At 66.6% G+C, this 24,084-nt stretch carries 20 protein-coding genes; 10 read left to right on the top strand and 10 right to left on the bottom strand.

The window, feature by feature from the left end:
- Positions 1-96: 96 nt before the first annotated feature.
- The 3 genes from LPB260_RS18810 to LPB260_RS18800 are packed head-to-tail and all read right to left on the bottom strand — an operon-like array spanning position 97 to position 2,222.
- Positions 97-687 (bottom strand): YggT family protein, encoded by a 591-nt coding sequence (locus LPB260_RS18810; RefSeq protein WP_208710035.1) that lies wholly within the window; start codon positions 685-687, stop codon positions 97-99.
- 10 nt (positions 688-697) lie between these two features.
- Entirely contained in the window at positions 698-1,516 is an 819-nt protein-coding gene (gene proC / locus LPB260_RS18805) for a pyrroline-5-carboxylate reductase (RefSeq protein WP_208707321.1), read from the bottom strand.
- A gap of 10 nt (positions 1,517-1,526) precedes the next feature.
- The gene (locus LPB260_RS18800; protein WP_208707320.1) at positions 1,527-2,222 is read right to left on the bottom strand and encodes a YggS family pyridoxal phosphate-dependent enzyme; all 696 of its coding nucleotides are present in this window, start codon (positions 2,220-2,222) and stop codon (positions 1,527-1,529) included.
- A 73-nt stretch (positions 2,223-2,295) separates the two neighbouring features.
- On the opposite strand from LPB260_RS18800, the gene pilT reads away from it, so the two are divergent.
- From pilT to LPB260_RS18785, 3 genes are all read left to right on the top strand, one after another.
- Positions 2,296-3,330, top strand: a complete 1,035-nt coding sequence (gene pilT / locus LPB260_RS18795) for a type IV pilus twitching motility protein PilT (RefSeq protein WP_208707319.1) — start codon at positions 2,296-2,298, stop codon at positions 3,328-3,330.
- A 111-nt stretch (positions 3,331-3,441) separates the two neighbouring features.
- Complete coding sequence (locus LPB260_RS18790) at positions 3,442-4,587, top strand: PilT/PilU family type 4a pilus ATPase (RefSeq protein ID WP_208707318.1); 1,146 nt, start codon at positions 3,442-3,444, stop codon at positions 4,585-4,587.
- A gap of 103 nt (positions 4,588-4,690) precedes the next feature.
- Positions 4,691-5,092, top strand: coding sequence for a TM2 domain-containing protein (locus tag LPB260_RS18785; RefSeq protein WP_208707317.1), 402 nt, complete (start codon positions 4,691-4,693; stop codon positions 5,090-5,092).
- A 57-nt stretch (positions 5,093-5,149) separates the two neighbouring features.
- Here LPB260_RS18785 and LPB260_RS18780 read toward each other — a convergent pair whose 3' ends face one another.
- The 7 genes from LPB260_RS18780 to gshB all read right to left on the bottom strand — a co-directional run bounded on the left by LPB260_RS18780 (position 5,150) and on the right by gshB (position 10,969).
- A complete protein-coding gene (locus LPB260_RS18780) occupies positions 5,150-6,421 on the bottom strand; it encodes a dihydroorotase (RefSeq protein WP_208707316.1) in 1,272 nt (423 codons plus the stop codon).
- Positions 6,421-7,425 (bottom strand): aspartate carbamoyltransferase catalytic subunit, encoded by a 1,005-nt coding sequence (locus LPB260_RS18775; protein WP_208707315.1) that lies wholly within the window; start codon positions 7,423-7,425, stop codon positions 6,421-6,423. Before LPB260_RS18775 ends, LPB260_RS18780 begins: the two co-directional genes overlap by 1 nt.
- A gap of 11 nt (positions 7,426-7,436) precedes the next feature.
- On the bottom strand, positions 7,437-7,943 hold the full coding sequence (gene pyrR / locus LPB260_RS18770; protein ID WP_208707314.1) for a bifunctional pyr operon transcriptional regulator/uracil phosphoribosyltransferase PyrR: 507 nt from the start codon (positions 7,941-7,943) through the stop codon (positions 7,437-7,439).
- Positions 7,944-7,972: 29 nt separating this feature from the next.
- Positions 7,973-8,416: a Holliday junction resolvase RuvX gene (gene ruvX, locus LPB260_RS18765; protein WP_208707313.1), complete on the bottom strand. Its 444-nt coding sequence runs from the start codon at positions 8,414-8,416 to the stop codon at positions 7,973-7,975.
- Entirely contained in the window at positions 8,416-8,985 is a 570-nt protein-coding gene (locus tag LPB260_RS18760) for a YqgE/AlgH family protein (protein ID WP_208707312.1), read from the bottom strand. The genes ruvX and LPB260_RS18760 overlap by 1 nt, the downstream gene beginning before the upstream one ends.
- Positions 8,986-9,053: 68 nt before the next feature.
- On the bottom strand, positions 9,054-9,950 hold the full coding sequence (locus LPB260_RS18755; RefSeq protein WP_208707311.1) for an energy transducer TonB: 897 nt from the start codon (positions 9,948-9,950) through the stop codon (positions 9,054-9,056).
- Positions 9,951-10,006: 56 nt separating this feature from the next.
- Positions 10,007-10,969 carry a glutathione synthase gene (gene gshB, locus LPB260_RS18750; RefSeq protein WP_208707310.1) on the bottom strand — a complete coding sequence of 321 codons (963 nt, stop codon included), beginning with the start codon at positions 10,967-10,969 and terminating at the stop codon, positions 10,007-10,009.
- Positions 10,970-11,211: 242 nt separating this feature from the next.
- Between gshB and pilG the strand changes: the two genes are divergently transcribed.
- From pilG to LPB260_RS18715, 7 genes are all read left to right on the top strand, one after another.
- Positions 11,212-11,619, top strand: a complete 408-nt coding sequence (pilG, locus tag LPB260_RS18745; protein ID WP_208707309.1) for a PleD family two-component system response regulator — start codon at positions 11,212-11,214, stop codon at positions 11,617-11,619.
- 49 nt (positions 11,620-11,668) lie between these two features.
- The gene (pilH, locus tag LPB260_RS18740) at positions 11,669-12,034 is read left to right on the top strand and encodes a PleD family two-component system response regulator (protein WP_208707308.1); all 366 of its coding nucleotides are present in this window, start codon (positions 11,669-11,671) and stop codon (positions 12,032-12,034) included.
- Between the two features lie 45 nt (positions 12,035-12,079).
- The gene (locus LPB260_RS18735; protein ID WP_208707307.1) at positions 12,080-12,616 is read left to right on the top strand and encodes a chemotaxis protein CheW; all 537 of its coding nucleotides are present in this window, start codon (positions 12,080-12,082) and stop codon (positions 12,614-12,616) included.
- Positions 12,617-12,700: 84 nt separating this feature from the next.
- Positions 12,701-14,749: a methyl-accepting chemotaxis protein gene (locus LPB260_RS18730; protein ID WP_208707306.1), complete on the top strand. Its 2,049-nt coding sequence runs from the start codon at positions 12,701-12,703 to the stop codon at positions 14,747-14,749.
- A gap of 68 nt (positions 14,750-14,817) precedes the next feature.
- Positions 14,818-15,675: a CheR family methyltransferase gene (locus LPB260_RS18725; protein ID WP_208710033.1), complete on the top strand. Its 858-nt coding sequence runs from the start codon at positions 14,818-14,820 to the stop codon at positions 15,673-15,675.
- Between the two features lie 21 nt (positions 15,676-15,696).
- The gene (locus tag LPB260_RS18720) at positions 15,697-23,043 is read left to right on the top strand and encodes an Hpt domain-containing protein (protein WP_208707305.1); all 7,347 of its coding nucleotides are present in this window, start codon (positions 15,697-15,699) and stop codon (positions 23,041-23,043) included.
- Positions 23,040-24,059, top strand: a complete 1,020-nt coding sequence (locus tag LPB260_RS18715) for a chemotaxis protein CheB (RefSeq protein ID WP_208707304.1) — start codon at positions 23,040-23,042, stop codon at positions 24,057-24,059. Before LPB260_RS18720 ends, LPB260_RS18715 begins: the two co-directional genes overlap by 4 nt.
- Positions 24,060-24,084 lie beyond the last annotated feature (25 nt).

Here is a 24,084-nt window from a genome sequence, read left to right as displayed (position 1 = left end):
GCCTTGTGGTCGCCCAGGCCGGTCGAACGGTCGGGTCTGGTTCGGGAAGCAGGCCAGGGCCCGCGCCGGACGTGCCGGCGCGGCGCGCGAGGCCGGTCAGATCGCCAGGCTGAGTCCGCTATACATACCGGTCATCATCGCCAGGTTGCGAATCACCAGCATGTCGATCAGGTTGAGCGCCAGGAAGGCGACGATGGGCGACAGGTCCAGGCCTCCCAGGTTCGGCATGAAGCGGCGGATCGGCGCCAGCAGCGGTTCGCACATCTGGTTGATCAGCTCCACCGCCGGGTTGTGGCTGCCTTGGGCGACCCAGGAGAGGATCACGCTGATGATCAGGGCGAAGAAGAACACCTTGAGGAACAGCGCGGTGACGCCGATGATCGACCAGACCAGCAGTTGCAGCGGGTTGCCGACGCCGTAGCCCATCAGCATCAGGGTCAGGGTCATCAGCAGCAGCTGCACCAGGATCGCCAGCACCAGCGAGGCCAGGTCGAGGCCGGCGAGGCCGGGGATCACCTTGCGCAGTGGCTTGAGCAGCGGCTGGGTGGCGCGCACGATGAACTGGCTGAGCGGGTTGTAGAAGTCCGCGCGCACCAGTTGCAGGATGAAGCGCAGCAGCACCACCAGCAGGTACAGGCTGCCGAGGGTCTGCAGGATATACACCGCAGCGGTATCGAGTCCGATCATCATGAGCTCCTTATTGACCAAGCTGTTCGGCCAGCTCCGCCGAACGGCGGGCGGCGGCATTCAGGGCCTGTTCGACCAGGGTTTCGAAGCCGCCGGCCTGGAAGGTCTTGATGGCCGCCTCGGTGGTGCCGGCCGGGGAGGTCACGCGGCGGCGCAGTTCCGCGGCGTCGACGTCGCTGCTCACCGCCATGCGCGCGGCGCCGAGCGCGGTGTGCTCGGCCAGCTGGGCGGCGGTCTCGCGGGGCAGTCCGAGCTTCTCGCCGGCGGCGGTCATCGCCTCGATCAGCAGGAAGAAATACGCCGGGCCGCTGCCGGATACCGCGGTGACCGCGTCGATCAGTCGTTCCTCGTCCAGCCACATGACCAGGCCGACCGCGCCGAGCAGGCGCTCGGCTTGCTGGCGCTGTTCGTCGGAGACCCGGGTGTTGGCATACAGGCCGCTGACGCCTTGGCGCAGCAGCGCCGGGGTATTGGGCATGCAGCGCACGACGGCGCGCGGCCCCAGCCAGTTTTCCAGGCTGGCGCAGGTGATGCCGGCGGCGACCGAGACGATCAGCTGGCCGGCTTCCAGATGCTCGGCCAGTTCCTGGCAGACACCCTTCATGACCTGCGGCTTGACTGCCAGGACGATGACGTCGGCACCGGCAACCGCATCGGCGTTGGCGGCGAAGGTCTCGATGCCGTGTTCGGCAGTGATCCTGGCGCGCTGCTCGGCGCCGTGGTCGCTGGCGCGAATGGCGCTGGCCGCGACGCCTTGGGCGCGCATGCCGCCGATCAGGCTGGCGGCCATGTTGCCGGCGCCGATAAAGGCGATCTTGGGGTCGTTCATGTGGGCTTCCTTATTCATTGCGAGGGGCGCCGTAGTCGCGGGCGCCGAACAGGGCGGTGCCGATGCGTACCCAGGTCGCGCCCTCGCTGATGGCGGCCTCCAGGTCGTGGCTCATGCCCATGGACAGGGTGTCGAGGTCGAGGTCCAGGCCGCTCAGCAGCTCGCGCACGCGGGCGAATGCCACGCGCTGGGCGGCCGGGTCCTCGGTGGGTTCGGGTATGCACATCAGGCCGCGCAGCTTCAGGCTGGGCAGCCGGGCGACGGCCTGGGCCAGCGCCGGCAGCTCTTGCGGGGTGCAGCCGGACTTGCTGGCCTCGCCGCTGATGTTGACCTGCAGGCAGACATTCAGTGGCGGCAGCTGCGACGGGCGCTGGGCGGACAGGCGCTCGGCGATCTTCAGGCGATCGACCGAGTGGACCCAGGCGAAGTGCTCGGCGATGGCGCGGGTCTTGTTCGACTGGATGGGGCCGATGAAGTGCCAGGTCAGCGCCAGGTCGCCCAGCTCGGCCTGCTTCTCCAGGGCTTCCTGCAGGTAATTTTCGCCGAAGTCGCGCAGTCCGGCGGCATGGGCCTGGCGAACCGCCGCGGCGGGTTTGGTCTTGCTCACGGCGAGCAGGCCGATCGAGGCAAAATCGCGCTGCGAGGCTTGCGCCGCCTCACGGATGCGCGCTCCGACCTTTGCAATATTCTCTGCTATCGTGGACATTACTCGCGCTCTGTAGCCCCGGTCGTTAAGCGTTCGCGGCATTCTACCTGCTTGCTTGTCATTAGGGAGTCCCATGGATATCACTGAGCTGCTTGCCTTCAGCGCCAAGCAAGGCGCGTCGGACCTGCATCTCTCTGCTGGTCTGCCGCCGATGATTCGGGTCGACGGCGACGTACGCCGGATCAACCTGCCGGCCCTGGACCACAAGCAGGTGCACGCGCTGATGTACGACATCATGAACGACAAACAGCGCAAGGACTTCGAAGAATTCCTCGAGACCGACTTCTCCTTCGAGGTCCCAGGGGTCGCACGCTTCCGGGTCAACGCCTTCAACCAGAACCGTGGCGCCGGCGCGGTGTTCCGGACCATTCCGTCCAAGGTGCTGACCATGGAAGACCTCGGCATGGGCGATGTGTTCCGCAAGATCACCGACGTGCCGCGCGGCCTGGTGCTGGTCACGGGGCCCACCGGCTCGGGCAAGTCGACCACCCTGGCGGCGATGCTCGACTACCTCAACAGCACCAAGTACCACCATATCCTGACCATCGAGGACCCGATCGAATTCGTCCACGAGTCGAAGAAGTGCCTGGTCAACCAGCGCGAGGTGCACCGCGACACCCTGGGCTTCTCCGAGGCCCTGCGCTCGGCGCTGCGGGAAGACCCGGACATCATCCTGGTCGGCGAGATGCGTGACCTGGAGACCATCCGCCTGGCGCTGACCGCTGCGGAAACCGGTCACCTGGTATTCGGCACCCTGCACACCACCTCGGCGGCCAAGACCATCGACCGGGTGGTCGACGTGTTCCCCGCCGAAGAAAAATCCATGGTCCGCTCGATGCTCTCCGAGTCGCTGCAGGCGGTGATCTCCCAGACCCTGCTGAAGAAGATCGGCGGCGGCCGGGTGGCGGCCCACGAAATCATGATCGGCACCCCGGCCATCCGTAACCTGATCCGCGAGGACAAGGTGGCGCAGATGTACTCGGCGATCCAGACCGGTGGCTCGCTCGGCATGCAGACCCTGGACGCCTGCCTGAAGGGGTTGGTGGCCAAGGGCCTGGTCAGTCGCGAGAGCGCCCGGGAAAAGTCGAAGAACCCGGAAAACTTCTGATTCATCATGCCCCTCCGCCACCAGGCGCGCGGGGTTCGGGCCAGTGGCGAGTCACGCGCCTCGGCAGCTGGCCCTCGAGTAGGCGCGTGACGCAGATGGGCGAGACAACGCATGGAATTTGAAAAACTGCTGCGCCTGATGGTGGAGAAGGGCGGCTCGGACCTGTTCATCACCGCCGGCGTGCCACCGTCCATGAAGGTCAACGGCAAGATCATGCCGGTCACCAAGATGGCCCTGTCGCCGGAGCAGACCCGGGAAACCGTGTTTGCGGTGATGAACGAGCAGCAGCGCCGGGAGTTCGCCGAGAATCACGAGTGCAACTTCGCCATCAGCGCCCGTGGCGTTGGGCGCTTCCGCGTCAGCGCCTTCTATCAGCGCAACCTGGCGGGCATGGTGCTGCGCCGCATCGAGACCAACATCCCGACCCTGGATGACCTCAAGCTGCCGGAAATCCTCAAGAAGCTGGCGCTGACCAAGCGCGGCCTGGTGCTGTTCGTCGGCGCCACCGGTACCGGCAAATCCACCTCGCTGGCGGCGATGATCGGCTACCGCAACAAGAACAGCAGCGGCCACATCATCTCCATCGAGGACCCGATCGAATACATCCACCAGCACCAGAACTGCATCGTCACCCAGCGCGAGGTGGGCATCGACACCGAGTCCTACGAGGTGGCGCTGAAGAACACCCTGCGCCAGGCGCCGGACGTGATTCTCATCGGCGAGGTGCGCACCCGCGAGACCATGGACCACGCCGTGGCCTTCGCCGAAACCGGCCACCTGTGCCTGGCCACGCTGCACGCCAACAACGCCAACCAGGCCCTGGACCGGATCATCAACTTCTTCCCCGCCGACCGGCAGAACCAGGTGTGGATGGACCTGTCGCTCAACCTCAAGGCCATCGTCGCCCAGCAGCTGATTCCGACCCCGGACGGCAAGGGGCGGCGCGCGGTGATCGAGGTGCTGATCAATACCCCGCTGGCTGCCGACCTGATCCGCAAGGGCGAGGTGCACGAGCTCAAAGCTTTGATGAAACGCTCCACCGAACTGGGCATGCAGACCTTCGACCAGGCGCTGTACAGCCTCTACAGCCAGGGCGAGATCACCTACGAGGATGCGCTGCTGTACGCCGACTCGGCCAACGACCTGCGCCTGATGATCAAGCTCGGCTCGGAGACCGATGGCGATCACCTGTCCCAGATGAGCGAAGGGCTGTCCCTGGAGACCGCGCCGGAAGATCCGGGGCGGCGTTTCCGCTGAGGCCCAGTGGTTTCACCAGCCCGCGATCGCGGGCTTTTTTATCGGCAGGTTACGCTCGGTCTGCCGGGTCATTCGCCGCAAACTGCAGTCGAAGGAGTACGGCATGGACGTGAAGCACGACACCCATAGCAAGGTCATCGGCTATCTGTTGTGGATTTTCGGTTTCCTCGGTTCCCATCGCTTCTATTACGGCAAGCCGGTGACCGGCACCCTCTGGTTCTTCACCCTGGGCCTGCTGTTTATCGGCTGGATCATCGACCTGTTCCTGATCCCGGCGATGGACCGTGAGGCGGACCTGCGCTTCAGTGCCGGGGAGACCGACTACAACGTGGCCTGGATCCTGCTGACCTTTCTCGGCGTGTTCGGTGTGCACCGCATGTATCAGGGCAAGTGGATCACGGGAATCCTCTACCTGCTCACCGGCGGCCTGTTCCTGGTCGGCGTGCTGTACGACTTCTGGACCCTGAACAGCCAGATCTCGCTGAAGAACGCCGAGCGCGGCTGACTCCGTCCGCAAACAACAAGCCCGCCATACGGCGGGCTTGTTGTTTCGGCCGATTGCTTAGGCCTGGTAGCTGAGATGCCCGTCGACCAGGGTGTAGCGCACCGCGCCAGGCAGGCAGTGGCCGATGAAGGGGCAGTTTGCGCCCTTGGAGTACCAGGTTTCGCCGGCGAGGGTCGAGGCCTGCGGATCGAACAGCAGCAGGTCGGCTGGGGCGCCCACGCTCAGGCGGCCGGCCGGCAGGCGCAGGGCGTCGGCGGGGCCGGCGCTCAGGCGCGCCAGCAGCGTCGGCAAGTCCAGCAGGCCATCCTGCACCAGGGTCATGGCCAGGGGCAGCAACAGCTGCGCGCTGCTGATACCTGGCTCGGTGGCGCCGAAGGGCGCCAGCTTGGCGTCCCGTTCATGGGGCTGGTGATGGCTGGCGATTGCCTGGATCACCCCGGCCTTCACCGCCTCGCGCAGGCCTTCGCGGTCGCCGCCAGTGCGCAGCGGCGGCTGCACGTGGTACAGGCTGGAGAAGCCGCTCAGCGCCTCGTCGGTCAGGATCAGCTGGTACAGGGCGACGTCTGCCGTCACCGGCAGGCCGCGGGCCTGGGCGTTGGCGATCAGCTCGGCACCGCGGGCGCTGGTCAGCTGGCTGAAGTGGGCGCGTACGCCGGTCTGCTCGACCAGCAGCAGGTCGCGGGCCAGGGCGACCGTCTCGGCGGTCTCGGGGATGCCGGGCAGGCCGAGGAAGCTGGCGGTCGGGCCTTCGTGGGCCAGACCACCTTCGGCCAGGTCATGGTCCTGGGAGTGGAAGATCACCGTCAGGTCGAAGGTGGCGGCGTACTCCAGGGCGCGGCGCAGGGTGCGGCTGCTGCGGAAGTTGTCCAGGCCGTTGCCGAACGCCACGCAGCCGGCGTCGCGCAGGGCCACCAGCTCGGCGAGCTGCTCGCCGGCCAGGTTCTTGCTCAGGGCGCCGATGGGGAACACCTTGGTGTGGCCGGCCTCGCGGGCGCGGTCGAGCACCAGCTCGGCCACCGCCGGGGTGTCGAGGATCGGCTTGGTCAGCGGCGGGCAGCACAGGCTGGTGACACCGCCGGCGGCGGCCGCGAGGGTCTCGCTGGCGATGCTGCCCTTGCGGCTGTAGCCCGGCTCGCGCAGGGCGACGGACAGGTCGACCAGGCCGGGGGCGGCGACCAGGCCCTGGGCGTCGATGCTCTGTTCGGCGTCGAAGGCGTCCGGCGCCTGGCCGATGGCGGCCAGCTTGCCATCGGCGATGTACAGGTCGGCCAGCCGGTCGAGGCCGCTGCTCGGGTCGATGACGCGGGCGCCGAGGATACGGGTGCGCATCAGTTCTGCTCCTCGGTATTGAGTTGACGTTGGGCGGTCTGCCCGCTCATGGCCATCGACAGCACGGCCATGCGCACGGCGATACCGTAGGTGACCTGGTTGAGAATCACCGACTGCGGCCCATCGGCCACCGCCGACTCGATCTCCACGCCGCGGTTGATCGGCCCCGGGTGCATCACCAGGGCGTCCGGCTTGGCCAGCTTGAGGCGCTGCTCGGTGAGGCCGAACAGGCGGTAGAACTCGCCCTCGCTGGGCAGCAGGCCGCCCTGCATGCGCTCGCGCTGCAGACGCAGCATGATCACCACGTCGACATCCGCGAGGCCCTTGGCCATGTCGCTGAAGACGCTCACCCCGTACTGCTCGATGCCGACCGGCAGCAGGGTCTTCGGCGCGATCACGCGGATGTCCCGGCAACCCAGGGTCTTCAGGGCCAGCATGTTGGAGCGGGCGACCCGGGAGTGGAGGATGTCGCCGACGATCGCCACCGAGAGATTCTCGAAGCCGCCCTTGTGCCGGCGGATGGTCAGCATGTCGAGCATGCCCTGGGTCGGGTGGGCGTGGCGGCCATCGCCGCCGTTGATGATCGCCACATCCGGGCAGACGTGCTCGGCGATGAAGTGGGCGGCGCCGGAGTCGGCATGCCTGACCACGAACATGTCGGCGGCCATGGCCTCGAGGTTGCGCAGGGTGTCGAACAGGGTCTCGCCCTTGCTGGTCGAGGAGGTCGACACGTTGAGGGTGATCACGTCGGCGGACAGGCGCTGGGCGGCCAGTTCGAAGGTGGTGCGGGTGCGCGTGGAGTTCTCGAAGAACACGTTGCACACGGTCTTGCCGCGCAGCAGCGGGACCTTCTTCACCGCGCGGGCGCCGACTTCGAGGAAGGAGTCGGCGGTATCGAGCAGCTCGGTCAGCAGCTCGCGGGGCAGGCCGTCGAGCGAGAGGAAATGGCGCAGCTGGCCTTGGTCGTTCAGCTGCAGCGGGCGCTGGGCGTCAATCGGCGTCATCGCGGGGGGTCTCAGTTGGCGAGCGTCTGGAGTTCGAGGGTGAGCGGCGTAGGGCCGGACAATTTTACCCGCTGATCGGCGGCCAGCGACAGGGTGGCGCCGACCACGTCGGGACGGATCGGCAGGTCGCGGGCGTTGAGGTCGAGCAGGCAGACCAGGGTCACGCTGGCCGGGCGTCCGTAGTCGAACAGCTCGTTGAGGGCGGCGCGGATGGTCCGCCCGCTCATCAGTACATCGTCGATCAACACCAGGTGCTGGCCCTCGATCTCGAACGGCAGCTCGGAGGGTTGTACCTGGGGGTGCAGGCCGCTCTGGGTGAAGTCGTCGCGGTAGAAGGACACGTCGAGCACGCCCAGCGGCGCCGGCTTGCCGAGGGCCTCGAGCAGGGCCTGGGCGACCCAGACACCACCGGTGCGGATGCCGATGAAGCGCGGCTCGCTGATCTGTCGCTGGTTGAGGTGGCCAATCAGCGCGCCGGCCATTTGCGGCAGCAGTTCGGCGGGGGACGGTAGGGGCATGGATAACTCCTTGTGGGCCAGGCCCGAGCTCAGCTCGGGAGGTGTTCGGCCAGCCAGCCTTCGAGTAGCAGCGCGGCGGCCAGGGCGTCGACCGGGCGCTCGCGGTAGCCACCGCTCTGTCCTTGCTGCAGGCGCTCGCCCTTGGCGGCATAGGTGGTCAGGCGCTCGTCGTGGGTGTGTACGGGCAGGTTGAAACGGCCGTTGAGGCGGCGGGCGAATTTCTCGGCACGGGCGCTCATCTCGCTCGGCGTGCCGTCCATGTTCAGCGGCAGGCCGACCACGATGGCGTCCGGCTGCCACTCGCGCAGCAGGGCCTCGACCTTCTGCCAGTCCGGCACGCCGTTCTGCGCCTTGAGCACGCAGAGCTCGCGGGCCTGGCCGGTGATGGCCTGGCCGACGGCGACGCCGATCTGCTTGCTGCCGTAGTCGAAACCGAGCAATAGGCGCAGCGGCTTTGCGCTGGCATCGGCCATCAGGCGTGACCGGCTTGCGAGGTGAGCAGGCTGAGGTCCACGCCCAGGCACGCGGCCGCGGCATTCAGGCGCTGGTCGAAGGGCAGGTCGAAGAGGATGGCGCTGTCGGCCGGGCAGGTCAGCCAGGCGTTGTCGGCCAGCTCGGCCTCCAGCTGCCCGGCTTCCCAGCCGGCATAGCCCAGGGCGATCAGGTACTTGGTCGGGCCGCTGCCGTCGGCGATGGCGAACAGCACGTCCTGGGAGGTGGACAGGCCCAGCTCGCCCAGTTCCAGGGTGGCCTGGAACTGCAGGCCGGCCGGGTGCAGGACGAAGCCGCGGTCGGTCTGCACCGGGCCGCCGGAGAAGATCGGCAGGGCCTGGCAGAGGCTCGGCGGTTCGTCGTCCGGGCGCAGCTGCTCGAGGACGTCGGCCAGGTTGAGGCCGTTGGGGCGGTTGATCACCAGGCCCATGGCGCCTTGCTCGTTGTGCTCGATCAGGTAGATCAGGGTGTGCGAGAAGTGCGGATCGGCCATGTGTGGCATGGCGATCAGGAAGTGGTGCTTGAGGAAGCTCGGGTTGGCGTCTTTCATGCGCGTTAGCTTAAAGCCTGCGGGCGGAGCCTGGAAGCTAAAACGCCAAGTGGCGGTGTCGCCCCGGCTCAGTTGCTCGACAGTCGGTCGCCGCGCTCGAAGCGCCAGGTGCGGATGATCTCCAGGCGGTCGACATCGGCCAGGTCGCCGGTGAAGGGGGCGAAGGGCGCGGCCAGGCGGACGATGCGCAGGGCGGCCTGGTCCAGCACGCGCTGGCCGGAGGATTCCAGCACCTGGACCTCGTAGAGGGTGCCGTCGCGGTTGATCGACACCAGCAGGCGCAGGCTGCCATAGATCTGCTGGCGGCGTGCATCGTCCGGGTAATTGAGGTTGCCGATGCGCTCGACCTTCTTGCGCCATTCGTCCTTGTACCAGGCGCCCTTGTCGCGCATGGTCGAGGCGGCGTTGAGGCGATGGATCTTCGGGCGCTTGGCGTACTGCTGGATCTCCTGGGCCAGTTCGGCTTCCAGGCTGGCGATCTCCGCCGACAGCTGGGCGCTGTCGAACACCGGCGCCGGGCGGGCCTGCGGCGTTGGCTCGCTCTCTTCGCGCTTGACCGGGGTCTTCTGGGGCTGCGGCGTGCGGGTGGCGACCGCGGCCTTCGGCGCCTCCTGGCGGGCTACCGGCGGCGGCGGTGTGGTCGGTGGGGTCACCCGCTTGACCTGGGTGTCCTGGAACAGCGCCTGCTCGGTCGTCTTGGGCGCGGCCTTGTGTTCCAGGGTGCCGCTGCCCTGCTGGTTGTCCTGGGCGAGGAAGTCCGCGTCCTTGGGCTTTTCCTCGCTCTTGAAGGTGGACAGGGTGATTTCCAGGGTCTTGCTGATCTGGCTGGGCTCGGCCAGGGAGAAACCCAGGCCGAGGATCAGGGCGGCATGCAGCGCCGTGGCGAGGAACAGGGTGAACCCCAGGCGGTCCGCCGGGCGGACGCCGGCGGACGGGGTTGCGGTGGGCTTGGCGGCTGCGGTCATCGCGATTCGGGTCGGTTCAGGTTGCCGCGCAGTCTGCCGACGGCTCGGACAAAAGTCTATGAAGCACTGCGCGCATTGAGTCGGTCGGCGATCTTGTCCATCAGGCGCTCGCCGATGCGGGTGTCGTAGGCGGCGTCGATCTCGCGGATGCAGGTCGGGCTGGTCACGTTGATCTCGGTCAGGTAGTCGCCGATCACGTCCAGGCCGACGAACAGCAGGCCCTTCTCGCGCAGGGTCGGGCCGACGCCGGCGGCGATCTCGTGGTCGCGCTCGCTCAGCGGGCGGGCCTCGCCCCGGCCGCCGGCGGCCAGGTTGCCGCGGGTCTCGCCCTGGGCCGGGATGCGCGCCAGGCAGAAGGGCACGGCTTCGCCGTCGATCATCAGGATGCGCTTGTCGCCTTCGCTGATCGCCGGCAGGTAGCGCTGCGCCATGATCTGCTGCTGACCATGGGCGGTGAGGGTCTCGAGAATCACCGAGAGGTTGGGGTCGCCCTCGCGGTGGCGAAAAATCGAGGTTCCGCCCATGCCATCGAGGGGTTTGAGAATGATGTCACGCTGCTCTTTGGCAAACTCGCGCAGAATGTCGGGTCTGCGGCTGACCAGGGTCGGCGGGGTGTATTGGGGGAACAGGGTGGCGAATAGCTTCTCGTTGCAGTCGCGCAGGCTCTGCGGGCGGTTGACCACCAGCACGCCCTCGCGCTCGGCCTGCTCCAGCAGGTAGGTGGAATAGACGAACTCGTTGTCGAAGGGCGGATCCTTGCGCATCAGGATCACGTCCAGCTCATTCAGCGGCAGGTCCTGCTCGTCGCCCAGCTCGAACCAGCGCTCGGGGTCGTTGAAGACCTTGAGCGGGGACAGGCGGGCGCGGGCCTGGCCTCTGATCTGATAGAGGTCGCGCTGCTCCATATAGTAGAGCGACCAGCCGCGCGTTTGCGCGGCCAGCAACATGGCCAGCGAACTGTCCTTCTTGAAGGCGATTTGCGTGATGGGGTCCATGACTATGCCGAGGCGAACGCTCATGGGGGAACTCTCCGTGAAAGGGCGGTAGCTGAGAAGGCGCAGAGACTCGCGTGTGGCGCCAGGGTGGCGCCGAGTGGACGGGCGGTCAAGGGGAAAGCCCGGCCTTGCGCGGCTTATGGCTTGCATGGGGAGAGTGTGCTAAAAAGGCCCGACGATCGGGTTGCGGCCCGTCGGCGGCAGGGCCTCAGGCGCACTGGTTCAACGCGATAATAACGACTCACCGAGGCGATGGTAGGGCAAACATGGAACAGCATTCCGAGGGTTTGAGGGTGATGGTGATCGACGACTCGAAGACGATTCGTCGTACCGCAGAAACCCTGCTGAAGAAGGTGGGTTGCGAGGTAATCACCGCGGTAGACGGTTTCGATGCCCTGGCAAAGATCGCCGACAGCCACCCGAGTATCATTTTCGTCGACATCATGATGCCGCGGCTCGATGGCTATCAGACCTGCGCCCTGATCAAGAACAACAGTGCGTTCAAGTCCACGCCGGTGATCATGCTGTCCTCCAAGGACGGCTTGTTCGACAAGGCCAAGGGGCGCATCGTTGGCTCCGATCAGTACCTGACCAAGCCCTTCAGCAAGGAAGAGCTGCTCGGGGCGATCAAGGCTCACGTACCCGACTTCGTTCCAGTGGATCAAGCATCCTGACCACCAAGTGGCACAGTCCTAGACGCCTATTCATGTATTGGGAAACACCATGGCTCGAATTCTGATTGTTGATGACTCGCCGACCGAGATGTACAAGCTGACCGCCATGCTGGAGAAGCACGGGCACCAGGTACTCAAGGCGGAAAATGGCGCCGACGGCGTCGCCCTGGCGCGCCAGGAGAAGCCCGATGCGGTGTTGATGGATATCGTCATGCCGGGGCTCAACGGCTTCCAGGCGACTCGCCAGCTGACCAAGGACGCCGACACCAGCCACATCCCGGTGATCATCGTCACCACCAAGGACCAGGAAACCGACAAGGTCTGGGGCAAGCGCCAGGGCGCCAAGGACTACCTGACCAAGCCGGTCGACGAAGAAACGCTGCTGAAAACCATTAATTCGGTATTGGCCGGTTGATCCCGGCTCAGTCCGCTATTAGATAAGAAGAAGGCCAAGGCTGGCATGTCGGACGCGCAGACACCCTTTCAACTGCTCCTCGAAATCGACCAGCGCTGTCGGCAGCTGGCGGCTGGCCTGCCGTTGCAGCAGACCGCGGTGCAGACCTGGAGCGGCATCGGCTTTCGCATGGGCGAACGCATGTTCGTCGCGCCCATGGGCGAGGTCGGCGAAGTGCTGCACGAACCACGCTATACCCTGCTGCCTGGCGTCAAGAGCTGGGTGAAGGGGGTCGCCAACGTGCGTGGCCGGCTGCTGCCGGTGATGGACCTGTGCGGTTTCTTCGGCAACGAGTTGTCGCCGCTGCGCAAGCAGAGGCGTGTGCTGGTGGTCGATCATCAGGAGGTCTTTGCCGGCCTGACGGTCGATGAAGTGTTCGGCATGCAACATTTTCCAGTGGACGCCTTCTCCGAGCAGCTGCCGCCGCTCGAAGCGTCCATCCAACCCTTTATTCATGGCGTGTTTCAACGCGAGCAACCCTGGTTGGTCTTCAGCCCTCATGCGCTGGCCCAGCATCAGGGGTTTCTCGACGTGGCGTATTAACAGCTTTTCGGTGGGGCCGGCGTTGTCGGCCTTTTGGCGTTACATGGGAACCGTAGTGCGGTCGGTCCAGGCGGGGGCCAGATAATGAAAAAACTCAATACAGGCAATCTATTCGCGGGTACGCGCAGCAGCACGCTGATCGCCGGACTGTTCATCGTCCTGATCGTCTCCATCGTGCTGCTGTTCGCCAACTTCGCCTATATCAACACCCAGTCCAACTACGATACCGAGTACATCAGCCACTCCGGTGAGCTGCGCGTGCTGTCCCAGCGGATCGCCAAGAACGCCTCCGAAGCCGCGGCGGGTACCGCCGAGGCGTTCGGCCTGTTGCGCGAAGCGCGCAACGACTTCCAGACTCGCTGGGGTTACCTGACCGACGGCAACAGCGCCAGCGGCGTACCCGCGGCGCCTGACGCCGTGCAGGCGCAGATGGCCGCCGTGCAGCAGGACTGGGACAGCCTGCGGCAGAACACCGACGCCATTCTGGCCAGCGAACAGACGGTACTTTCCCTGCACCAGGTTGCCGTGACCCTGGCGGAGACCATCCCGCAGCTGCAGGTCGAGTATGAGGAAGTGGTCGACATCCTCCTGGAGAGCGGGGCCCCGGCGGCCCAGGTCTCCGTGGCCCAGCGCCAGTCGCTGCTGGCCGAACGTATTCTCGGTTCGGTGAACAAGGTCCTGGCCGGTGACGCGGACTCGGTACAGGCCGCCGACATGTTCGGTCGCGATGCCAGCCTGTTCGGCCGTGTGTTGAGCGCGATGCTCGAAGGCAACGCGGCGATGGAGATCGCCAAGGTGACCGATGCCGAGGCTCTCGAGCGTCTGGCCGAGATTTCCGAGCTGTTCGAGTTCGTCTCCGGTTCGGTGGACGAGATCCTCGAAACCTCGCCCGAGCTGTTCCAGGTGAGGGAGTCGGCCAACACCATCTTCAGCGTGTCGCAGACCCTGTTGGACAAGGCCTCCGAGCTGGCCGCCGGCTTCGAAGACCTGGCGGGCGGGCGGGCCCTGAACACCCTCGCCGGCTACGTGCTGGGCGCCCTGGCCCTGGCTGCGATCATCCTGATCGGCCTGGTGATGGTGCGCGAGACCAACCGCCAGCTGCGCGAAACCGCGGAAAAGAACGACCGCAACCAGGCGGCGATTCTGCGACTGCTCGATGAGATCGCCGACCTCGCCGACGGTGACCTGACCGTGGCCGCGACGGTAACCGAGGACTTCACCGGTGCCATCGCCGACTCCATCAACTACTCCATCGACCAGCTGCGTGACCTGGTAGCCACGATCAACCTGACCGCCGTTCAGGTAGCCGGCGCGGCCCAGGAAACCCAGGCCACGGCGATGCACCTGGCCGAAGCTTCCGAGCACCAGGCCCAGGAAATCGCCGGTGCTTCTGCGGCGATCAATGAAATGGCCGTGTCGATCGACCAGGTATCGGCGAACGCCTCGGAGTCGTCCGCGGTAGCGGAGCGTTCCGTAGCCATCGCCAACAAGGGCAACGAAGTCGTACACAACACCATCACCGGCATGGATAACATCCGTGAGCAGATCCAGGACACCTCGAAGCGGATCAAGCGCCTCGGTGAATCGTCCCAGGAGATCGGTGACATCGTCAGCCTGATTAACGACATTGCCGACCAGACCAACATCCTCGCCCTGAACGCCGCGATCCAGGCCTCCATGGCCGGTGATGCGGGTCGAGGCTTCGCCGTGGTAGCGGACGAAGTACAGCGCCTCGCAGAACGTTCTTCCGCGGCAACCAAGCAGATCGAGGCGCTGGTCAAGACGATTCAGACCGACACCAACGAAGCCGTTATCTCGATGGAGCAAACGACTTCCGAGGTGGTGCGCGGTGCGCGTCTGGCGCAGGACGCCGGGGTGGCACTGGAAGAGATCGAGAAGGTATCCAAGACCCTTGCGGCGCTGATCCAGAACATCTCCAACGCGGCGCGCCAGCAGGCCTCCTCGGCCGGCCATATCTCCAACACCATGAACGTGATCCAGGAGATCACCTCGCAGACCTCCTCCGGTACCACCGCCACGGCCAAGAGCATTGGTACCCTGGCCAAGATGGCCAGTGAGATGCGCAAGTCGGTCTCCGGCTTCACCTTGCCGGAAGCCGGGGAGCAGGCATAAGCGAATGCGCGGCGGCGACCGGAGACGGTCGCCAGAGCCGGCCGATGGCCATCAGCGAGGGGCACGACATGCAGTCAGGCGTCTGGGCCTTGCAACCCGTGGTGGACATGTCCGCCGCGGAGTTTCGCGATTGGCAGAGCCTGCTCGAAGAGCGCACCGGGGTGGTGATCACCGAGCAGCGTCGGGCATTTCTACAGACCAACCTGAGCGCGCGCATGCGCGAGCTGGGGGTCGGCGATTACGCCGCCTACTACCGCCAGGTTACCGATGGCCCGCGCGGTGCGGTGGAATGGTCGACCCTGCTGGACCGTCTGACCGTGCAGGAGACCCGCTTCTTTCGCCATCCCGCGTCTTTCGAGGTGCTCGAACGCCACCTGGGTGAACAGCTTGACCGGGGGCTGCAGCGTCCCTTGGCCTTATGGAGCGTGGGTTGCTCCAGCGGTGAGGAACCTTACTCGCTGGCCATCAGCGCCGCTCAGGTGCTGCGTGACAGCGAATGGCCGGAGCATTTCGGCGTGACCGGTACGGACATCAGTCTCAATGCCCTGAGCAAGGCCCGCGAGGGCCTGTATGGGGCACGCAAGCTCGAACAGATGGAAGAAGACCTGCGTCAGCGCTATTTCGCGACGCAGGCCGATGGACGCTTCAAGGTACTGCCGAGCCTGGCCGCGCGTGTCTGCTGCGCCAGGCTCAACGTGCTGGAACTGGCCAAGGCGCCAATGTCCGGCATGGACGTTATTTTTTGTCAGAACTTGCTGATCTATTTTCGCCGCTGGCGTCGCCGCGAGATCCTCAATCGCCTGGCTGAGCGCCTGGCACCCGGAGGGCTGCTGGTGGTCGGTGTAGGTGAAGTGGTCGGTTGGCAGCATCCGGAGTTGATCCCGGTGGCCGACGAGCGAGTGCTGGCGTTTACCCGCAAGGGATAGGGCTTTATGAGTGGAGTGGCTATGGGTGATCGGCACGACTATGTCGCCCTGGAGTGGGTCAAGGGCGAAATCGCGGAAACCCTGAAGCAGGCGCGTCAGGCCCTGGAGGCGTTCGTCGAGAATCCGCAGGACTCGACGCGCATGCGTTTCTGCCTGACCTATGTGCATCAGGTGCACGGCACCCTGCAGATGGTCGAGTTCTACGGTGCGGCCTTGCTCGCCGAGGAAATGGAGCACCTGGCCCAGGCCCTGATGGAGGGCCGCGTGGCCAACCAGGGCGAGGCGCTGGAAGTGCTGATGCAGGCGATCCTGCAGCTGCCGACCTATCTCGACCGCATCCAGGTCGCGCGCCGTGACCTGCCGATGGTCGTGCTGCCGCTGCTCAACGACCTGCGAGCCGCCCGCGGCGAGAAGCTGCTGTCGGAAACCAGCCTGTTCTCCCCGGACATGTCCGCGCGTGCCCCGGCCCTGTCGGTCGAGTCCCTGGCCCAACTGCGCACCGCCGAGTTGCCGGTGCTGCTGCGCAAGCTGCGGCAGATGCTGCAGATGGCCCTGGTCGGGGTGATCCGCAACCAGGACCTGGGCACCAACCTGGGCTACATGGCGCGGGTCTTCGCGCGCCTGGAAACCCTGTGCAAGGGGGCCCCGCTCGGGCCGCTGTGGCAGATCGCCTCCGGCCTGGTCGAGGGCCTGGCCAATGGCAGCGTGGTCAACGGCACCTCGGTGCGCACCCTGCTGCGCCAGGTCGACAAGGAACTCAAGCGCCTGCTGGAGCAGGGCGCCGACGGCATCAACCAGCCGGCGTCCGACGAGCTGACCAAGAACCTGCTGTTCTATGTCGCCAAGGCGCCGGCGCAGTCGCCGCGCATCCGCAGCCTCAAGGAGCAGTACCGCCTCGACGACGCCCTGCCGAACAACGAGGTGGTGGACGAGGAGCGGGCCCGCCTGGCCGGCCCCGATCGAGACGCCATGCGCTCGGTGGTCGCGGCCCTGTGTGAGGAGCTGGTACGGGTCAAGGACAGCCTCGACCTGTTCGTGCGTGGTGATCGCAGCCACGTGGCCGAACTCGATGCTCTGCTGGCGCCGCTCAAGCAGATCGCCGACACCCTGGCGGTGCTGGGTTTTGCCCAGCCGCGCAAGGTCATAGTCGACCAGATCGACGTGGTCCACGGCCTGTCCCTGGGGCAGCGCCAGCCCGACGATGCCGTGCTGATGGATGTCGCCGGCGCCCTGCTGTACGTCGAGGCGACGCTGGCGGGCATGGTCGGCCCGGTTGAGGATGGCGGCCGCGAGGAGAGCCATCTGCCGACCACCGACGTGGCGCAGATCCACCAGCTGGTGATCAAGGAGGCGCGCAATGGCCTGGAGCAGGCCAAGGACGCGATCATCGAGTTCATTGCCTCGCAGTGGAACCACGAGCATCTGGCCCGGGTGCCCGGGCTGCTGACCCAGGTGCGCGGCGGACTCGGCATGATCCCGCTGCAGCGCGCAGCGGACCTGCTGAAGGCTTGCAATCGCTACATCGAGGAACAGCTGCTGGCGCGCAAGGCCGTGCCTAACTGGCAGCACCTCGACACCCTGGCCGACGCCATCACCAGCGTCGAGTATTACCTCGAGCGACTGGCCGAGGACCACGCCAGTCAGGGCGATCTGATCCTCGACGTGGCCGAGGAGAGTCTCGATAGCCTCGGCTACCCGCTCAAGGAGAAGCCATCGATTCTCGATCGGGTCGAACCGTCGGAGCCAGCCCCCGCCCCCCTGGCCGACCCGCTGGACGAGATCGAGGTGCTGGCCGCAGAAGCGGCTCCAGCCCTGGAGCCTGAGTCGTCGGAGCCCGAGGAGGGCGCCCAGCCGTTTGAAGTGCTGGCCGATGATGAGCTGAGCGCGGAGTTCGCCGAGCTTGGCGCCGTCCCGGTCGCCGAGGATTCGCCGGCGGATGAGCCGCCATTGCCGTCCGAGCATGCCGAGGCTGTACCGGGCGAGCTCCTCGAGGCCGCGCCCGAGACCGAGGCGGAAAGCTTGCCGGCACTGGAAGACGAGGCGGCCGGCGACGAGCCGCTGTCGTTCGACGGCCTGCAACTGGATGAGCTCGACCTGCAGGAGCCGGCCAGCCCTGGGCACTGGGACGAGGCCGAACTGGCGGCTCTGGAGATTCCCGAGGTCGAACTGCCCGCTGCGCCGGCATTGAGCGAGAGCGCCGCCGAGGAACAGGTGCCTGAGGCTGACAAGCCGCTGTCGCTGGCCGACGTCATGGCCGCTCCGCAGCAGGCGATCAACCCGCCTGCCGGCGAGGTGCCGCCCAGCCTGCTGCCGCCGCCGGCCGATGAGGAGCCGATCGACGAGGAGCTGGCGGAAGTCTTTATCGAGGAGGCCGGGGAAGTCCTGGAGACTATCGGCCAGTTCCTGCCGCAGTGGTGCGCCGATACGGCCAACAAGGATGCCCTGGTCGAGGTGCGCCGCGCCTTCCACACCCTCAAGGGCAGCGGGCGCATGGTCCGTGCGCTGGTCATCGGCGAGCTGGCCTGGTCGATCGAGAACCTGCTCAACCGCGTGCTCGATCGCAGTATTCAATCCGATGCCGAGGTGCAGCGGGTGGTCGGCGAGGTGGTCGAGGTGATGCCGGCGCTGGTCGAGGAGTTCGCCGCCAATGCCCAGCGCCAGCGCGATGACGTCGATCTGCTCGCGGCCTCCGCCCATGCCCTGGCCAAGGGTGAAAGCCTCCCAAAGTCTGACGCCCCGGTAGCGCCGGTAGCCGCGCCAGTGGGCGAAAGCGAGGCTACCGCCGCGCTGGCGGAAATCGGCGAGACGCTCGACCCGCAATTGCTGGAGATCTTCCGCAACGAGGCGGAAACCCACCTCGATACCCTGGTCGGCTTCCTCGCCGATTGCGCCCAGGAACTGCCGCAGCCGGTCACCGACGACCTGCAGCGCGCCCTGCATACGCTCAAGGGCAGCGCCTACATGGCCGGTATATTGCCGGTGGCGGAGATCGCCGCGCCGCTGGAGAAGCTGGTCAAGGAATTCAAGGCCAATCTGATCCCGATGGACATGGCCGAGGCCGAGCTGCTGAGCGCCGCCGAGCAGCTGTTCCGCGTCGGCCTCGAACAGCTGGAGAGTCAGCCCCTGGCGCCGCTACCCGGTGCCCCGGAGTTCCTCGAACGCACCCAGAAGCTGCACCAGGAGCGCCTCGCCGCCGCCGAGGACGGTCGCAAGAGCGAACAGGGCGAAACGCGCGACCCGCAGCTGATCAGCATCTTCCTCGCCGAAGGCATGGACATCTTGCTGGATGCCGAGGACCTACTGCGCCGCTGGCACCAGCACCCGTCCGAGCGTCAGGAACTCAGCGCGCTGCTGGAGGAGCTGACCACCCTGGGGCGTGGCGCCGATATGGCCGAACTGCCGCAGATCGAGGAGCTCTGCGAGGCCCTGCTCGATCTCTACGGCGCGGTCGAGGAGGGCAGTCTGGCGGTCAGCGAGCGCTTCTTCAGCGAAGCCGAGCAAGCCCACGAAGCGCTGATCGGCATGATGGACCAGGTCGCCGCGGGCCTGCAGGTCAGCGCCCAACCGGAACGGGTCGCGGCGCTGCGCAGCTTGCTTGGCGAGGCTTTGGACCCGAGCGCCCTGGCCCTGTTGTCTGACGACGGCCAAGACGGGCTGCAGATAGTCGAACTGGACGAAGCCACCGCCGCGGCCGAGCTGGAACGCTGGACGAGCGACGGCGACGATGAGCTGGCGACGGAAGTCGAGCTGCAGCTCGAGCAGGCCGAGGACGAAACGGAAAGCGCTGCGTCCTATGATGTGCTGGACGAGGAGATGGTGGCGATCTTCCTCGAAGAGGCGGTCGATATCCTGGAAAGTGCCGGTAAGGCACTGGAGCGCTGGTTGGCTGAGCCTGAGCAGAAGGCGGCGCTTTCATCCTTGCAGCGCGACCTGCATACCCTCAAGGGCGGCGCCCGGATGGCGCAGATCGGCCCGATTGGCGACCTCGCCCATGAGCTGGAATCCCTGTACGAGGGGCTGCTGGATCGGCGCTATAGCCATTCGCAACCCCTCGCCGAGCTGCTGCAGCAAAGCCATGACCGCCTGGCCGTGCTGCTTGAGCAGTTGCAACGCCGCGCCGAGCTGTCCGAGCCGGCTGACCTGATCGAGGCGATTCGTGGGTTTCGCCAAGGCCGTACACCGGACTTGACCCCGCCACCGCACCTCCCCGAGCCTGCTTGCGAAGCCGAAGCCGAAGCCGAAGCCGAAGCCGAAGCCGAAGCCGAAGCCGAAGCCGAAGCCGAAGCCGAAGCCGAAGCCGAAGCCGAAGCCGAAGCCGAAGCCGAAGCCGAAGCCGAAGCCGAAATCCCGGAGCCTGAGGATGCGCAGGCGGCCGAGCTCGAACCCGAGCATCAGGCCGAATCCGAGTCTGAGTCTGAGTCTGAGTCTGAGTCTGAGTCTGAATTGCAGTCCCTGCCCGGGCCGCAGGAAAGCGCCGAAAAGTTGGAGTCGGCAGCCCCGCAGCCGCAAGGTGCTTGTGAGACTGACGAGGCGCCGGGCGAGCCCCAGCCGGCGGTCGACGAGCGCGATCCGGAGTTGGTTGAGATCTTCCTCGAGGAAGGCTTCGACATCATCGACAGCGCCGGTGCGTCCCTGCAGCGCTGGATCGACGACGTCGATAACAGCCTCGAGCTGGAGGCCCTGCAGCGCGACCTGCACACCCTCAAGGGCGGTGCGCGGATGGCGGAGATCCGCGAGATCGGCGATCTGGCCCATGAGCTGGAGTTTCTCTACGAAGGCCTGTGCGGCGGGCGGCTTCGGGCCAGTCCGGCGCTCTTCGGCCTGCTGCAGACCTGCCACGACAGCCTCGCCGAGATGCTCGAGGCGGTGCGCGGCCAGCGCGCCGTGCCCAATGGACAGGCGCTGATCGAAACCATCAAGGGCTTTCGCGCCAACCCGGACGAGCAGCTGAGCATGCCTTCGGCGGTCCAGCTCAAGGCCGTGGACGTCGTCGACGATCACTTCGCTGCCGAGGCGGACATCCTCGACATCTTCATGGAAGAGGCCGACGACCTGGTGGAGGCCATGGAGCTGGCGCTCGGCCGTTGGGAGGCGGGCCGCGAGGATGCCGGCGCCATCGACGACATGCTGCGCGTGCTGCACACCCTCAAGGGTGGTGCGCGGTTGGCCGGGCAGAAGCGCCTGGGCGACCTGACCCATGACCTGGAACAGCACCTGACCGAGATCCAGCAGCAGGGCGCCCCCTGGCCCGAGAGCCTGTTCCTCGACGTGCAGTCGGGTTTCGAAGGCCTGCAGGCCGAGCTCGACCAGCTGCGCCAGCAGCTGCGCGACAGCCTGCCGGCGGATGCAGCCGCCCCGGCCCCCGCAGAGGAGCCGGTGCAGGACAGTGCGCCGCGTGCGCCGCAGTTGGCGACACCGATAGTCGCGGCCAGCGAGCGTCCGGCCCAGGAGCTGGTGGCCAAGGTGCTGCCGTTCATGCAGCGTGCCGAGCAGGCCGCCCAGGACGCCGCTGCGCGCCGTGCGCCGCAGGAGCTGGTCAAGGTGCCGGCGGATCTGCTCGAAGGGCTGGTCAACCTGGCGGGCGAGACCTCGATCTTCCGCGGCCGGGTCGAACAGCAGGTGAGTGATTTCGGCTTCACCCTCAGTGAGATGGAGGCGACCATCGACCGGGTGCGCGATCAGCTGCGGCGCCTGGACACCGAGACCCAGGCGCAGATCCTCAGCCGCTACCAGGCCGAGGCCGAGCGCGCCGGTTATGAAGATTTCGACCCGCTGGAGATGGACCGCCACTCGCAGCTGCAGCAGCTGTCCCGGGCCCTGTTCGAATCGGCCTCCGACCTGCTCGACCTGAAGGAGACCCTGGCCGCGCGCAACCGCGATGCGGAAACCCTGTTGCTGCAACAGGCGCGGGTCAACACCGAGCTGCAGGAAGGCCTGATGCGCACCCGCATGGTGCCCTTCGACCGCCTGGTGCCGCGCCTGCGGCGGATCGTCCGCCAGGTCGCCGCGGAACTGGGTAAGCAGGTCGAATTCGTCGTCGGCAATGCCGAAGGGGAAATGGACCGCACGGTGCTGGAGCGCATCGTCGCGCCGCTCGAGCACATGCTGCGCAATGCCGTCGACCATGGCATCGAGCCGGCCGAAGTGCGTCGCGCCAGTGGCAAGCCGGAACAGGGCAGCATCCGTCTGAGCCTCGGCCGCGAGGGGGGCGACATCGTCCTCAACCTGGCCGACGATGGCGGCGGCATCCGTCTGGAGGCGGTACGCCGCAAGGCCATCGAGCGTGGCCTGATGGACGAGGAGTCGGATCTCACCGATCACGAGATCCTGCAGTTCATCCTCGAGGCCGGCTTCTCCACGGCGGAGAAGGTCACGCAGATTTCCGGGCGCGGCGTCGGCATGGACGTGGTGCATTCGGAGGTCAAGCAGCTCGGTGGCTCGATGAGCATCGACTCGACGCCTGGCGAGGGCACCCGTTTCAGCATTCGCCTGCCGTTCACCGTGTCGGTCAACCGGGCGCTGATGGTGCTGTCCGGCGAGGACCTGTATGCGATCCCCCTGAACACCATCGAGGGCATCGTGCGGGTGTCGCCCTTCGAGCTGGAGGCCTACTACCAGCCCGACGCGCCGAGTTTCGAGTATGCCGGGCAGACCTACGAGCTGCGCTACCTGGGCGATCTGCTGAACAACGGGCAGCAGCCCAAGCTGGTCGGCCAGAGCCTGCCATTGCCGGTGATCCTGGTGCGCTCCAGCGAGCACGCGGTGGCCGTGCAGGTCGACAGCCTGGCGGGCTCCCGCGAGATCGTGGTGAAGAGCCTCGGTGCACAGTTCGCCGGGGTGCACGGCATCTCCGGTGCGACCATCCTCGGCGACGGCCGGGTGGTGGTGATCCTCGACCTGCTGGCGACCATCCGCGTGCTGCATGCGCACCTGCTCAGCCAGGCCCAGCCACGGCTGCCGGCCAAGACCGCGAGCGCCGAAGAGGTCGAGGCCGAGCGGCCGACCCTGGTCATGGTGGTGGACGATTCGGTGACCGTTCGCAAGGTCACCAGCCGCCTGCTCGAGCGCAACGGCATGAACGTGCTGACGGCCAAGGACGGCGTGGACGCCATCGCCCAGCTGCAGGAGCACAAGCCCGACATCATGCTGCTGGACATCGAGATGCCGCGTATGGACGGCTTCGAGGTGGCGACCCTGGTGCGCCACGACGAGCGGCTGAAGGACCTGCCGATCATCATGATCACCTCGCGTACCGGCGAGAAGCACCGCGAACGGGCCATGGCCATCGGCGTCAACGAATACCTCGGCAAGCCCTACCAAGAGTCCCTGCTGCTCGACAGCATCCACCAACTGGTCAAACGGAAATGACTGAGAAAAGCGCGGCACGTATTGCGGTCATCGCCGACACCTCGCTGCAGCGCCATGTGCTGCAGCAGGCCTTGAGCGGCAGTGGCTACCAGGTGGTACTCAACAGCGACCCGGCACGCCTGGACGAGGAAGCCCTGGGCGCCTGCGAGACCGATCTGTGGCTGGTCGACCTGGCCCAGTCCGAGGATTCGCCTCTGGTCGACAGCCTGCTCGAGCGGGTCTCGGCACCGGTGCTGTTCGGCGAGGGGCATGCCCCCGAGCGCCACTCGGAGAACTATCCGCGCTGGGAGCGGCGGCTGTTCGGCAAGCTGAAGAAGCTGGTCGGCGATCCCTCCCAGGCCGTCGGCCCGAGCCTGGCGGCGCTGCTCGCCGAGGCGCAGCGGCCGACGCGCCTGGAGTTGCCGCAGGCACTGGCGACGTCCCCGCTGACCGCCGGCGAGCCGGCGCGTCAGGTCTGGCTGCTGGCTGCCTCGCTGGGCGGTCCGGCGGCGGTCAAAGCCTTTCTCGATGCCCTGCCCGGCGGCTTGCCGGTGGGCTTCGTGTATGCCCAGCATATCGACGCCAGCTTCGAGGCAGCGCTGCCCCAGGCGGTCGGCCGGCACAGCCAGTGGCACGTCAATCCGGCGCGACATGGCGAACCGATCCGTTGTGGCGAGGTGGTGGTGGCACCGATCAGTCGCGAGCTCGGCTTCAGCGACGAGCGCGTGATGCAGATCGCCGAGCGCGGCTGGCCGGAGCCCTACAGCCCGTCCATCGATCAGATGATGCTCAACCTCGCCCAGCATTTCGGTGCCCAGTGCGGGGTCATCAGCTTCAGCGGCATGGGCAGCGACGGCAGTGCCGCGGCCGCCTACGTGCGCCGCCAGGGCGGTGAGATCTGGACCCAGCGCGGCGACAGCTGCGTCTGTCCGAGCATGCCGGACAGCCTGCGCGAGGGCGGCTACAGCAGTTTCAGCGCCGATCCGCGCGAGCTTGCCGCCGCACTGGTCAAGCACCTGGCCGAGCAATGCAGTTAACCGGGACAAGTGCCCGTACAGGACC

This window comes from Pseudomonas sp. LPB0260 (assembly GCF_013388395.1).
The sequence above is the reverse complement of the archived record's forward strand: the minus strand, read 5'-3'. Positions and strand labels throughout refer to the sequence as shown.